Here is a 13338-nt window from a genome sequence, read left to right as displayed (position 1 = left end):
GTGTGAGGCTTCGATGCGTCGAGGCGTGGGCCGCCGGTGCTGCCGGGTGATCGTTGGGCGAAGCCCTCAGGTAGAATCTTCGGCTTCACGCGCCATTCTATCGGGCCTGAGACAGGCCGCAGACACCATCACATGAAACTCGCTACCCGCAAGGACGGCACCCGCGACGGTCAGTTGATCGTCGTGTCGCGCGACTTGTCCATCGCCTGCATTGCCGACGCTATCGCGCCCACGCTGCAACGTGTGCTTGACGACTGGACGTTCTACGCGCCACAGCTCCAGACGCTTTACACCGAGCTCAATCATCATCGGGCGCGCAACACGTTCGCGTTCGACCCGGACGAGTGCATGGCGCCGTTGCCGCGTGCGTATCAGTGGGCGGATGGTTCGGCGTATGTGAACCACGTCGAGCTGGTGCGCAAGGCGCGCGGGGCGGAGATGCCGCCCGAATTCTGGACTGATCCGCTGATGTATCAGGGCGGCAGTGACGACTTCATCGGACCGACCGACGACATTGTGTGTGCGTCCGAGGACTTCGGGATCGATTTCGAGGCGGAGGTTGCCGTGGTGACATCGGACGTGCCGATGGGGGCGAGTCCGGCGCGTGCGCTAGAGGGTATTCGCTTGCTGATGCTGGTCAACGACGTGAGCCTGCGCAACCTGATTCCGGCTGAGTTGGCCAAAGGCTTTGGGTTCTTCCAGAGCAAGCCGGCGAGCAGTTTCTCGCCGGTGGCGGTCACGCCGGACGAACTGGGTGATGCCTGGCATGGTGGGCGGGTGCATCGTCCGTTGACGGTGAAGTGGAACGACAAGAAGTTTGGTGTGCCGGAATGTGGCGAAGACATGGTGTTCGACTTTGGCCAGCTTGTGGCGCATGTGTGCAAGACGCGCAATGTGCGGGCGGGGACCATAGTGGGTTCGGGCACGATCTCGAACAAGGACCGCAGTCGGGGGAGTGCGTGTATTGCGGAGAAGCGAATGTTGGAGACGATCGACGGTGGTGCGCCGCAGACGTCATTCATGCGGTATGGCGATCGTGTGCGCATTGAAATGTTCGATGCGCAGGGCAAGTCGATCTTTGGTGCCATTGATCAGGCGGTTGCGCCGCTGGACGAGTAAGACGCTGGCTGCTGCGCCCGGCGTGGGAATGGGTGTCGATGAGAAGCACAGCGAAGGAAGGAAGGAAGGGAGGAAGGGGGGAGAGGGGAGATGGACCGGGGCCCCTTTCTGCAGCGAGTTGGGTTTATGTCTGAGAGGCGGAAAGGGGCCCCGGTCCATCTGGAGGGCGGTGTTGGGGGGGGAGGGGATGAATGGAGCGTCATTCAAACGAGCCCAATAGCGCGTCGCGACCCGAGGCGGTTTGCGGTGCATCGGCAAACGTCCCTAGGGTGAACCCGGATATGGCGGGCAATTCCGGCTCCGCTATTCTTTGTCTCCTTGAGTCGGTTCGCTGCCCTATCGGGTGAGCGGGCGGGCCCTAACTTTCGCCGGCGCGGCGCGAGGTGTCCGTTCCGGGGCATTCGCGTAAACAAAAATGCAGCGCGGGCAAGACCAGGAGATTTTCCATGCGAAACCCCGTGCGCACTGCCCTGCTGGGTGCGATGTTGCTGGCATTGGCTGGTGGCGCTGCCGCTCAGGTCAAGATTGGCGTGAGCATCTCGCTCACCGGCCCTGCCGCCTCGCTTGGCATTCCGGCGCGCAACACGATCACCATGCTGCCGACCGAAATTGGCGGTCAGAAGGTTGACTACATTGTGTTGGACGACGCATCGGATACCACGACTGCGGTTCAGAACACCAAAAAGCTTATCTCCGAGAACCACGTCGACGCCATCATTGGCTCGTCGATCACGCCGAACACGCTGGCGATGCTCGACGTCATCGCCAGCGGCACTACGCCGACGATTTCGTTGGCTTCGTCGGCGCGCATCATTGAGCCGGTCGACGCCAAGCGCTACTGGATGTTCAAGACTCCGCAGACCGACGCGCAGATGGCTTCGGCCATTGCCGAGCATGCGAGCCGCCATGGCGTGAAGACGATGGCGTTCATTGGTCAGGGCGATGCGCTGGGCGAGGCCTTCTACGAGGAAGTCGCCAAGTTCGCTGGCCTGCACAAGATCAAGATGGTGGCCAACGAGCGCTTTGCGCGCACTGACCCGAGCGTGACGGGCCAGATCCTGAAGATCATGGCGACCAACCCGGACGCCGTCGTCGTGGGGGCGGCCGGCACGCCTGCCGCGTTGCCGCCGAAGGCACTGGCCGAGCGCGGCTACAAGGGCCTCGTGTATCACAACCACGGTGTGGGTAATAACGACTTCCTGCGCGTGTGCGGCAAGGACTGCAACAACACGTACCTGCCGGCGAGCCCGGTACTCGTGGCGTCGCAGTTGTCGAACGATCATCCGGCCAAGACGGTTGCGCTCGATTACATCAAGAAGTACGAAGCCAAGTACGGTGCCGGCACGGTGGCGGCCTTCGGTTCGTATGCGTGGGACGCCGGTATTTTGCTCCAGCGCGCCATTCCGATTGCCCTGAAGACGGCCAAGCCGGGCACGCCGGAATTCCGTAAGGCGCTGCGCGATGCGCTCGAGACCAGCAAGGAAGTCCACGTATCGAACGGTGTGATCAACATGAGCCCGACCGATCACCTTGGCCTCGACCAGCGTGCGCGCGTGATGGTCAAGATTGAGAACGGCAAGTGGCTGCTCGCGCCGTGAGCGCGATGCGAACGCGGTGAACACTGCCGATAAATGACGGATGTGAAGCGTTCGACGTCGCTCACATCGCCCTGTTGACCGTCGGCGGCGCTGGCTTCGGCCGGTGCCGCCGTTTCCCAATCCCCGCCTGTGCGGGGATATTTTTTTGGAGCGGTAAGCCATGTCGCAAGACCCGTATCAACACTACCAGTCGCTGCAGTTCAAGCGGCATCCCAACGGCGTGCTCGAACTGATCATGGGCGCTGGGGCGAACAAGAGCGGCTTGTCGACGGCCGACCATCAGATGCATCGGGAACTGGCGGACGTGTGGCGCGATATCGATCGCGACACCGAGACGCGCGCCGTCGTCATCCGTGGCGAGGGCAAAGGCTTTTCCGGCGGTGGCGATCTGTCGCTCGTGGAAGACATGGCAGACGATTTTGCGGTGCGCGCGCGCGTATGGCGTGAAGCGCGCGACCTCGTCTACAACGTGATCAACTGCAGCAAGCCGATCGTCTCTGCCATGCACGGCCCGGCCGTGGGTGCCGGACTCGTGGCGGGCCTGCTTGCCGACATCTCCATCGCTGCCAGGAATGCGCGCATCATCGACGGTCACACGCGATTGGGCGTGGCGGCGGGAGATCACGCGGCGATCGTATGGCCGCTGCTGTGCGGTATGGCCAAGGCCAAGTACTACCTGCTGCTGTGCGAGCCGGTGTCCGGTGAGGAGGCCGAGCGCATCGGCCTCGTGTCGCTCACGGTCGACGAAGCGGACCTGCTGCCCAAAGCCTTCGAAGTGGCGGACAAGCTCGCACGTGGCTCGACCACGGCCATTCGCTGGACCAAGTACGCACTCAACAACTGGCTGCGCAGCGCGGGGCCGTCGTTCGACGCGTCGCTTGCACTCGAATTCATGGGGTTTGCCGGGCCGGATGTGCGTGAAGGCATCGCGTCGCTGCGCGAGCGTCGTGCGCCGGACTACGGCGGCGATGCGCCGCTCTGACACACCACTGGCGCACGCTCGGCGTATGATCGATATCCATACGCCTGCGCGGCCTCGCGTTTGATGAGTGCGCATGATGCGCTTGGCTTGCCGGGACCGGCCCGCTGGCCATCCGTCCCCGACCGTGACTGGAGACTGTAATGAGCGATTCGACGAGCGCCATGCCCAACGGCTTCGACATTCTCAAGAAGATGTGGGAAGCGTTCAGCCCCCCCGCGACATTCACCTCGCCGCTTACGCAGTTGATGCAGAGCGCGGCGCCGTTGCTCGATCCCGACGAAATCGAGAACCGCATCGCCGAGATGCGGGCGGTGGAGCAATGGCTGACGCTCAATCTGAACGTACTGCGCTCGACCATCCAGGCTTTCGAAGTCCAACGCGCGACCTACGCGACGCTGCGCGCCTTCGGCACCGGCAACTTCGGGGCGTCGAGCAGCGCCGATGCCGGGCCGGCGAGTGCGCCGGAGAGTGGCGGGGCGTTCACGCCGCCGTTCGGACAGGCGGGCGCGGCCAACTTCTGGCGTTCGCCGTTTGCGTCGGCAGAGCCGGCGCAGGACGTCGAATCGCAGGCCGCCGCTCCGGCGCCTGAACCTGAACCTGAGCCTGAACCCCAAGCGGCCGCCGGCCAGACGCCACCGCCGGGGGGCAATGCGTATGGCGCGCTGGACCCGTCGTTGTGGTTCAACGCCATGCGCGCGCAGTTCGACCAGATTGCCGCCGCCGCACAGGCGGCGGGTATGTCGGCCGCGCAAATGACGGAGGCGGCAGCGGCGCAAATGTCCGAGGCGGCGGCCAAGGCGACGCACGCCCCGCAGGCCAAACCGGCAGAATCGGGTGCGGCGAAGGCGTCTGACAAAGCGCCGGGCAAGGCGGGCGCGGCCACCAGGCGGGCAACTGGCGCGACGAAGACGGCCGGCAAGACCGCCGCCAAGCGCGCACCGGCCAGCAAGAAGACGCCAGCGAAATCGGCGGCGGCCAAGACGTCTGCGAAGACATCCGCAAAGACACCGGCGCAGGCAGCCGAGAAGCCTGCCGAAAAGCCCACCCCTGGCGCAGGCAAGGCCCCGGGCAAGCAAGCCACCTGGAAGTGGTGACGCCGGCGAGCCGGCGACGCGTGCCGCTGTGAAATGCGGCTAAAACCATCGACGCTGGCGAGAGCGGGCATAACGAGCATAACGGGCATAACGAGCCTATCGAGCGCAACGACAGTAAAGGCAGGAGGAGGCCTCCCATGATTTCAGGCGAACGTACCGGTCTCGTCCTGATGGGCGGTGGTGCACGTGCCGCGTATCAGGTGGGCGTGCTCGCGGCGATTGCCGAGATTCAGCGCGAAGTCCTGCCGTCGCGGCGCGCGATTCCGTTTCCGATTGTCTGCGGCACGTCGGCAGGTGCGATCAACGCTGCGGCGCTTGCCTCGCATGCCGAAGATTTCCAGCACGGCGTTATCAAGCTCGACGCCGTTTGGCGTCAGTTCCACGCCGGTCAGGTGTTCCGTGCCGACACGCTCGGCATGGCGGGTACTGGCGCGCGCTGGCTTGCGGCGCTCTCGCTTGGCTGGGCGCTGCGCCGTTCTCCTCGCTCGTTGTTCGACTGGTCGCCGCTCGCCGGCACGCTGCGCAGCGCGATTCGTCTTGAGCGGTTGCCCGACGTGTTCGCGTCGGGTGCGCTCGAGGCGCTGTCGGTGACGGCGTTGTCGTACTCGTCGGGCAAGCACGTCACGTTCTATCAGAGCGCCGAGCCGATTCAGGCGTGGAAGCGCTCGTTGCGTCTGGCGCGTGCTGTGCCGTTGACTGTCGATCACCTGCTGGCGTCGAGCGCGATCCCGTTTCTCTTTCCGGCCATCGAACTCGATCTTGACGGCCAGACCGAGTATTTCGGCGACGGGTCGATGCGTCAGATTGCACCGCTCAGTCCGCCGATTCATCTGGGGGCCACCCGTATCCTGATTATTGGCGCGTCGCACGGGCAGTACGGACTCGACAGTAGCGGCGAGCGCATCGCCGGGTATCCGAGTCTTGCGCAGATTGGCGGGCAAGCGCTCGCGAGCGTGTTCATCGACGGGCTGTCAGCCGATCTGGAGCGTGTGCAGCACATCAATGACGTGCTGCGGTATGTGCCGGAAGCGCATCGTGAGTCGAGCGGATGGCGGCCCATCGAGACGCTGGTGATCTCCCCGAGTCAACGCATCGAACCGATTGCGGCACGTCACCTGCAACAGTTGCCCCGTGCGGTGCGCACGATGCTCGGCGCGATTGGTGCGGACGAGGCACGCGGCGCAGCGTTCGCCAGCTATCTGTTGTTCGAGGCGGCGTACACGCAGGAACTCATCGCGCTGGGAGAGGCCGACGCCTACGCGCAACGCGACGCGATCGCCGCATGGCTCGTAGCCGAAGCGGACGGCACCAGTCCGTTCGATCATGTGGAAGCTGGCGCGGTGGGCGGCGCCGAACTGTCGGCGAACTCACCGCTCTCCGCAGACCGGTCCGACGTTGTAGCCGATACCGGCAAGCCGGCGGCATGAGTCCCCCGTCTTCACCCAATCACACCCTTATGTCGAAATCCTCCGTTGCCTGCCCCTACCCGTCGACGTTTTGGCGCGATCCGGCATTACCGTTTCTCGAAGCGCGCGAAGTCCTCGACGGTCGTCACGTGTGCTATGCACTGCACAGCCATGAGACGTTTTCCATCGGCGCGGTGACGGGCGGACGAAGTACCTATCTGAACGGCCGGGCGCGAGAGACGGTGGGGCTCGGCAGTGTCGTGGTGATGAACCCCGATGCAGTACATGCCTGCAACCCCATCGGCGACGAGGCGTGGGCCTATCGCATGTTGTTCGTCGACACGGCATGGTTACGCGATTTGCAGCGCGAACTGGGATTTGGGCACGGAGACGATCTGCATCTGTTCGACCCGATGTCGTCGACCGATCCGGTCTTGTACGAGGGATTGAACCGGCTCTACGACGTCTGCACCGACGCGACGCGCGACCGGCTCGAGCGCGAGAGCGTTGTGCAGCAGTTCTTTATCGATGCGCATGAACGTCTGAATCCCGCGCCACAGCCGATGCGTGACGACTCGCACAAGCTGCGAGATGCTGCCGACTTCATCCGCGCACATTGCCGCGAAGCGTTGACGCTGGCGCAGATTTGCGAGGCCGCGGGCTTGTCGGCGTCATATCTGACGAGGGCCTTTCGCGCGCAGTACGGACTTACGCCACATGCCTTCCTCATGAATCAGCGAATTCAGTATGCGCGCGGGCGATTGCGTCGCGGGCACGCCATCGCTGAAGTGGCGCTCGACGCGGGCTTCGCCGATCAGGCGCATTTCCAACGTACCTTCAAGCAGTTCCTGGCCGCGACGCCCGGGCACTATCGGGAATCGCGCGCGGCCTGAGGTCGCAAAGCACGATGGGGAATGTTCTCCCCGCGTCGTTTGACTGCGTGATTCGGCTCGTTACGTCGCTTCGTCTCGTTACGTCGCTGCGACCAGATACACCGCGCTTCCCGCCAGCAGCGCTGCCATCACCCGATTCAGATGCCGGACCCGGCGTGCGTCACGCATGTGATGGCGCAGCATCGCACCGGCGGCGGCCCAGCATCCGACCGATAGCCAGCAGACCACGAAATAGATCGCGGCGAATTGCCAGATGCGCGCGGGGTCGCCTGCCGTATAGGCGCCCATTCCCGCCAGCGCCGCGAGCCACGCCTTCGGGTTGAGCCACTGCATGACGGCACCGTGCGACATCGTCGGGCCGCGCCGCGCGTCGGCCTCGCCCAGTTCGCCGTTGTCGATTGCCAGCTTGTACGCCATGTAAAGCAGGAACGCCACGCCGAACCATTGAATCGCGTGCATCAGGACAGGCATGCGTTGCAGCAACTCATACACGCCGAAGCCGACCGCGATAAGCAGCACCACGAAGCCCACCGTCGCCCCCGTGACATGACGCAGGCTTGGCACGAGACCGTAGCGTGCGCCGGAGCCCAGCGCCACGACGTTGACCGGTCCGGGGGTAATCGATGCGGCCAGCGCAAAGGCGGCCATCGAATAGAAAAGTGTCATCGGAAACCTCAATGCTGAACAAGCGTGTGAAACGAGGTTCCGAATGTAGGCTGGCGCGCGTGCGGCGTATTGAAGAAAACTGCCCTCTGAGAATTGGCCCGATGCGCGTGTCTCAGCGAAACAAGCGTTGCTGCAACCAACGCAATACGCGTCCAACCAAGGGCAGCTTGACGTAGACGTCTTCCGTCGCGTCCCAATAGTCGCGCTGGTAGGTGACGCGTCCGTCTACGGCCAGACGCAGATGCGAGGCGCCGTGGATGACCTGTTCGTCGTCGAGCCATCGTTTGGTGTGGAAATGCAGATTCCAGACGAGCATCGCCTGATTGTGTTGCAGCAGCGTAGCGGTGATCTCGAAGCGCGGCACGTCGACGCGCTCGAACAGGTCGGTGAGCATAGCGGCGATCTCGGCGGCGCTGCGGACCTCATGCAGCGGTGTCTTGAGATACACGTTGGGCGTGTAGAACTCGCCCAGATTCCCGACGCTCAGGCGGGTGAGGGTCTCGAAGTAACGCGTCAGGCGTGTGAGCGCCGCAGCATGATCGATATCCATAGGCACGCTCGCGTGGGCGCTGTAACAGCGCGATTCGATGGACAATCCGTGGCCGGTTGTGGCGACGCTCCCATCAGTCCCGGGCGTGCGGCGCCGGGACTGGCATTCCATAAATTACACCCGCATCGGGATGTCGCGGCGCGCGTGGCGCCGATGAGACACCCGTGGCATCCGCCGGGCGGGAACTCAGTGCGCGTCGCTGATCAGCTCGGCGCGAAGGTCCGGGGCACTCGTGCGCGGGTCGAGCCAGATGGCAAAGAAGGCGCGGCCGAAGGCATCGCCCGCGATCTGGCCGATCAGCTTGCCATCCGAGAAGAAACGCGTGCCGTCGCCGGGCCGGAAGACGCCCGTCAAATGCTGTCCGGCCGATACGTCAGGCAGGATGCGCGCGAGTTCGTCCGCCCAGCGTTGCCGTTCCTCGTCGGTCGCCACTTGCAGCTTGTTCATTTCAATCAAACTTCGTTGCACGAGCGTATGGGACTTGAAGCTCCGCGCGTAACGCAGATCAAGTACTAGCGGATGCGTACCCCAATTTGTGCTGACGCGGTCGGTGCCGGAAAAGAGGGCGGCGTCATAGAGATGGAAGCCCAGGCGCGTGAAGGAACCGTGGCCGATCAGATGCGCGGCCGGAACCTCCTGTGAGGCCAGTTGCCCGGCGTCGAACGCCAAAGCAGCGGGGGCTGTCGCCACTGCCGCCAGAAAGCAGGCGGTGCGCAGCCATGCGGAAAATGCGGGACGAGTTGCCATGCTCGGCTCCTTTCGGTCAAGGATCCAGTCGAGTAGGAGGGCCCGTTGGCGGCGCGTGGCTCGTTCTGCCGCGCACCGGCCAGTACAATTTGTTGCGTAATTGCGACTGAGAACTATCCTCAAAGCAACGTGCTGCTATCGGCAACACGCCGCGCCGACAGTCATGGCTTCCGGCTTTGGCCGCAAATGCGGAACGATTGCTTTCAGCGTAGACCATCGGAAGCGACGCGCGCAGGCCCGTGGCACAAGGACATACCCTGACGCGCTACCGTGATTGCCCTTGTCAAGGCGTTGCCGCTGGCGGGACGAGCGGCGCGCAGCGCCCTATCGCCGAATGGCTGCCGGGAAGCTTGCCGCTCCTTGAGCTTAGGCGCTTTGCGTGACATTTTGACGGGTGTCAACATTACGACGCATTACCGTCATGTGGCTGTCGTTGAAGCCGGTTCTGAAAGGCTTTTATGTTATGATTCAAGAGTTTGCCCATATTTTAGTAAGGTCGCTCTAAGCCATATCGCCAAGGTGCGGCCAGATTACAGGCGTTAAATCGCCGTCCTTCTGCGACGGCAGGGTTCAAGACGTGAAGCCGGACGGCGGGGGCCGCCCGCGACACGCTCACCGTTTTGTCTGTCGAAATTCGGCGTAAACTTTCACAATACTATCTTGAGTCCTGGTGTAAGGTCTCGCGACCTTGGGGGTAATTGAAATGAACGAAATGCTGTATCCCGAGCTGTACAAGTCGCTGGAGGCAGTGCGTTGGAACATGGAGAAGGACATTCCGTGGGACAAGTTTGACGCCAGCCAACTCACCGACGATCAGGCGCGCACCATCAAGATGAACGCCATCACGGAATGGGCGGCACTGCCGGCCACCGAGATGTTTCTGCGCGACAACCGTGACGACAGCGATTTCTCCGCGTTCATGAGCGTCTGGTTCTTCGAAGAGCAGAAGCACTCGCTGGTGCTCATGGAATACCTGCGCCGCTTCCGCCCGGATCTCGTACCGACCGAGGCTGAACTGCATGCCGTGCGTTTCCCGTTCGATCCGGCCCCGCCGCTCGAGACGCTCATGCTGCACTTCTGCGGTGAAATCCGCCTGAACCACTGGTATCGCCGTGCTGCCGAGTGGCACACCGAGCCGGTCATCAAGGCCATCTACGAAATCATTTCGCGTGACGAAGCCCGCCATGGCGGCGCTTACCTGCGCTACATGAAGAAGGCGCTGACGAGCTTTGGCGACAATGCGCGTGCCGCGTTCGCCAAGATCGGCGTGTTGATGGCCTCGGCGCGTCGCACCGAAAAGCCGCTGCACCCGACCAACCTGCACGTGAACAAGGACTTGTTCCCGAACGACACGGTGCAGTCGCGTCTGCCGGAGCCGGAATGGCTCGAGCACTGGCTCGACGAACAGATCAAGTTCGACGATAGCTGGGAGAAGAAGGTTGTCGAGCGTATTCTGCACAACATGTCGCTGCTGTTCGAGCACACGTTTGCAACGGCGCAGGACCTGAACCGCTACCGTAAGGAAATCACCAGCCGTCTGGCTGCGGTGGCGGCGCCGGCCGTGGCGAGCGCATCGTAATCTGCGACAGCATTTGCGACATCAGCAAAAAAGGGGCTTCGGCCCCTTTTTTGTTGCCTCGTGCGCGGCGTGGGACAATAGCGAATCCACTTCGATTGATTGTCATGTCATCTTCCCAAGCCACTTCTGCGGCCGATTTCGAGGCCAAGATTCTCTCGCGCGAGGCGCTCGCGGCGTTGGCGCCGACGCTGCCGCGACCGCTCGTGTTCACCAATGGTGTATTCGACATCCTGCATCGCGGGCATGTGACGTATCTCGCGCAGGCACGCGCGTTGGGCGCGTGCCTCATTGTGGGTGTGAATACCGACGCGTCGGTACGTACGCTAGGCAAGGGCGATGACCGTCCGATCAACAACGAAAACGACCGCGCGGCATTGCTCGCGGCGTTGCAAAGTGTCGACTATGTCGTGACGTTCGGCGAGACGACGCCCGAGTCACTGATCGCTGCCATACGTCCCGACATTCTTGTCAAAGGCGGCGACTACGACATGGATAAGCTGCCGGAGTCTGCGCTCGTTCGCGGCTGGGGCGGCGAGGCCGTGGCCATTCCATTCGAGCACCAGCGCTCGACCACGTCCTTGCTCAAGAAAGTGCGGGCGCAATCATGAGTCTTGCGCCGCTCGTTGAGGTCACTCGCGGCGCCGATGGCGTCGACACGGTCGAATGCGTGCATTACGGTTGCGTGGCGGTTGTCGACGCGCAAGGGCGGTTGCGATATGCCGCAGGCGATCCGTCGTTCCTCACCTTTTCACGCTCCACGCTCAAGCCGTTTCAGGCGCTGCCATTCGTCGAGGGCGATGGTGTCGGGCATTTCGGTTTGACGCAACCGGAGCTTGCGTTGCTTTGCGCGAGCCACTCCGGCGAGACCTTCCATGTCGAAGGCGTGAAAAGCCTGCTGAACAAGGCGGGTTGTGACGAGCATCATTTGCAATGCGGTTGCCACACGCCGACGTTTTACTCTGCGACGGGAAAGCGTGCGCCGGCCGATCTGACGCCGACACCGCTGCATCACAACTGTTCAGGCAAACACGCGGGCTTTCTCGCGTATTGTGCGCAACACGGTTTGCCGCTCGACACCTATCTGAACCCGGCGCATCCGCTGCAGCAGGCGATTCGCGCCCGCGTCGGCGATGTCGTTGGTGTGAAGGGCGATACCCTGCCGCTGGGCATCGACGGATGCTCTGCGCCGAACTATGCGTTGCCGCTCGACAAGCTGGCTGCCGCTTATGCCCGGTTGGCCGCAAGCGACGATGCCGCACTATCGACCCTTTTCGCGGCCATGACGCAGCAGCCGGAGATGGTGTCGGGCACGGCGCGCAACGATCTGGCCTTCATGCGCATGGCGCCTGGCGATTGGGTGGCGAAGATCGGTGCAGACGGTGTCCAGACGATCGGTGTGCGCTCCGCAGGACTCGGCATTGCGATCAAGGTCGTTGACGGCAATATGCGAGCGCTCTATACGGCAGCGGTTGCAGTACTCAAGGCGCTCGGCCTGGTCGAGTCGCCTGAGACGACAGGCTTGGCACCGTGGGTGTCGCCGGTCATCAAGAACGCGCGCGGCACTCGCACCGGGGTTGTGCGTCCTGTTGTCGAATTGAAGCGCGTCGGGTAAGCCTGCGTTGCTGAACGCGGCCCACCCGGGCCGCCCGGTTGGCGCGGCCCCTGACCCGCCGCGCGCATCGCGATCAGTGAGTGCCTTCTGGCGGGCTGCCGGCCGGTGAGGGGCAGGTGCGCACCAACTGTGCCGACCATTGTTGTGTCACCACGCCACGCACCTGCGCTGCGGCATTCGCGTTGATCCCGGCGATGCGGTAGACGATCCGGCTCTTCACATTCGGCCTCTCGCTCAATTGCGGCGTGATGCCTTTCTTTTGTGCCGCGGCCATCAGCCGCACCGCACGTTCCCGGTCGTTGAAGAGTCCTAGCGAGACAACGAGATTCGAACCGTCGTCGTTGAGCAGGAAGTACTCCGTGACGCCTGCCGAGCGCAGTTGTGCCACTTGCTTGTCGGCGGCTGCCTTGTTGGGCACCGGGCCGAGATGTACCCAATATCGCTTGTCGAGCGCTACGGACTGAATGTCACCTTGTCCGGCTGGCAGCGCCGCGAGCAACAAGCCTCGCGCCTGCTGTGCGTCGTTGGACGCGAACGGACCGATGTCGAGGCAGATGGGCGCGGCAGCGGCGGCCGCCGTTTGCGATGCCGACGCGTCGCTCGAGACCGCACTCGGCGCTTTCGCGGCAACGGCCTGATTCGTGGCCGCAGTCGTGGCCGCTGTCGTCGCCGCCAACGCGGCCGCCGCCGAGGCTTGTTGGCCACCTGTGACACGCTGCCCGTCGTCGTGGGCGCCGGTGTTGCCAACACCGCTCCCACCGCTCCCACCGCTCGCCCCACCCGGCGCGGCGTCACGGCTCACCGCTGTCGCGGCCGACGCTTGTCCGCTGACCTCAACCCCCGTGAGGCGGATGTTTTCGGGCTCGAGTTGCTTTTCGACGCGTGCGGGTTCGCGGCCGGTGGCGGGCATTACGTCACGCCATTTCAGCCAGCCGAGCTGCACCGCAGCGAGCGCAGCGTTGGCCGCCAGGAACATGACAAGCAGCAGCGCACGCAACATCTCAGGCACCTCCCGGAGCACGTCCGGCATCGCGCGGCGCGGATGCCGATGGATCTGTCTTGATAGAGCGCGTTGCCCCGGCCGCTGTCGCA

Annotated in this window: 13 protein-coding genes; 9 read left to right on the top strand and 4 right to left on the bottom strand. The window is 63.5% G+C overall.

The window, feature by feature from the left end; genetic code table 11:
- The first annotated feature begins 132 nt into the window (after positions 1-132).
- From PBR20603_RS01975 to PBR20603_RS01950, 6 genes are all read left to right on the top strand, one after another.
- Positions 133-1119: a fumarylacetoacetate hydrolase family protein gene (locus PBR20603_RS01975; protein ID WP_150557860.1), complete on the top strand. Its 987-nt coding sequence runs from the start codon at positions 133-135 to the stop codon at positions 1117-1119.
- A 446-nt stretch (positions 1120-1565) separates the two neighbouring features.
- Complete coding sequence (locus tag PBR20603_RS01970; protein ID WP_150557859.1) at positions 1566-2717, top strand: ABC transporter substrate-binding protein; 1152 nt, start codon at positions 1566-1568, stop codon at positions 2715-2717.
- Positions 2718-2877: 160 nt separating this feature from the next.
- Positions 2878-3699 carry an enoyl-CoA hydratase/isomerase family protein gene (locus PBR20603_RS01965; protein ID WP_150557858.1) on the top strand — a complete coding sequence of 274 codons (822 nt, stop codon included), beginning with the start codon at positions 2878-2880 and terminating at the stop codon, positions 3697-3699.
- 140 nt (positions 3700-3839) lie between these two features.
- Positions 3840-4793, top strand: a complete 954-nt coding sequence (locus PBR20603_RS01960) for a PhaM family polyhydroxyalkanoate granule multifunctional regulatory protein (protein ID WP_150557857.1) — start codon at positions 3840-3842, stop codon at positions 4791-4793.
- Positions 4794-4930: 137 nt separating this feature from the next.
- Complete coding sequence (locus tag PBR20603_RS01955; RefSeq protein WP_150557856.1) at positions 4931-6220, top strand: patatin-like phospholipase family protein; 1290 nt, start codon at positions 4931-4933, stop codon at positions 6218-6220.
- A gap of 29 nt (positions 6221-6249) precedes the next feature.
- Entirely contained in the window at positions 6250-7092 is an 843-nt protein-coding gene (locus PBR20603_RS01950; protein ID WP_150557855.1) for an AraC family transcriptional regulator, read from the top strand.
- 78 nt (positions 7093-7170) lie between these two features.
- On the opposite strand, the gene PBR20603_RS01945 is transcribed toward PBR20603_RS01950, so the two are convergent.
- The 3 genes from PBR20603_RS01945 to PBR20603_RS01935 all read right to left on the bottom strand — a co-directional run bounded on the left by PBR20603_RS01945 (position 7171) and on the right by PBR20603_RS01935 (position 9055).
- Positions 7171-7758, bottom strand: coding sequence for a LysE family translocator (locus tag PBR20603_RS01945; RefSeq protein ID WP_150557854.1), 588 nt, complete (start codon positions 7756-7758; stop codon positions 7171-7173).
- A 112-nt stretch (positions 7759-7870) separates the two neighbouring features.
- Complete coding sequence (locus PBR20603_RS01940) at positions 7871-8308, bottom strand: nuclear transport factor 2 family protein (protein WP_174977747.1); 438 nt, start codon at positions 8306-8308, stop codon at positions 7871-7873.
- 186 nt (positions 8309-8494) lie between these two features.
- Positions 8495-9055 (bottom strand): chalcone isomerase family protein, encoded by a 561-nt coding sequence (locus PBR20603_RS01935; protein ID WP_150557852.1) that lies wholly within the window; start codon positions 9053-9055, stop codon positions 8495-8497.
- Between the two features lie 712 nt (positions 9056-9767).
- On the opposite strand from PBR20603_RS01935, the gene PBR20603_RS01930 reads away from it, so the two are divergent.
- The 3 genes from PBR20603_RS01930 to PBR20603_RS01920 all read left to right on the top strand — a co-directional run bounded on the left by PBR20603_RS01930 (position 9768) and on the right by PBR20603_RS01920 (position 12246).
- Positions 9768-10634: a ferritin family protein gene (locus PBR20603_RS01930; protein ID WP_174977773.1), complete on the top strand. Its 867-nt coding sequence runs from the start codon at positions 9768-9770 to the stop codon at positions 10632-10634.
- 104 nt (positions 10635-10738) lie between these two features.
- A complete protein-coding gene (gene rfaE2, locus PBR20603_RS01925; RefSeq protein WP_150557850.1) occupies positions 10739-11242 on the top strand; it encodes a D-glycero-beta-D-manno-heptose 1-phosphate adenylyltransferase in 504 nt (167 codons plus the stop codon).
- Complete coding sequence (locus tag PBR20603_RS01920; protein WP_150557849.1) at positions 11239-12246, top strand: asparaginase; 1008 nt, start codon at positions 11239-11241, stop codon at positions 12244-12246. The genes rfaE2 and PBR20603_RS01920 overlap by 4 nt, the downstream gene beginning before the upstream one ends.
- A 73-nt stretch (positions 12247-12319) precedes the next feature.
- Here PBR20603_RS01920 and PBR20603_RS01915 read toward each other — a convergent pair whose 3' ends face one another.
- The gene (locus PBR20603_RS01915; RefSeq protein ID WP_150557848.1) at positions 12320-13276 is read right to left on the bottom strand and encodes an SPOR domain-containing protein; all 957 of its coding nucleotides are present in this window, start codon (positions 13274-13276) and stop codon (positions 12320-12322) included.
- Between the last annotated feature and the right edge of the window lie 62 nt (positions 13277-13338).

Origin of the sequence: Pandoraea bronchicola, assembly GCF_902459805.1 — a bacterium.
Taxonomy (GTDB): Bacteria; Pseudomonadota; Gammaproteobacteria; order Burkholderiales; family Burkholderiaceae; genus Pandoraea; species Pandoraea bronchicola.
The sequence above is the reverse complement of the archived record's forward strand: the minus strand, read 5'-3'. Positions and strand labels throughout refer to the sequence as shown.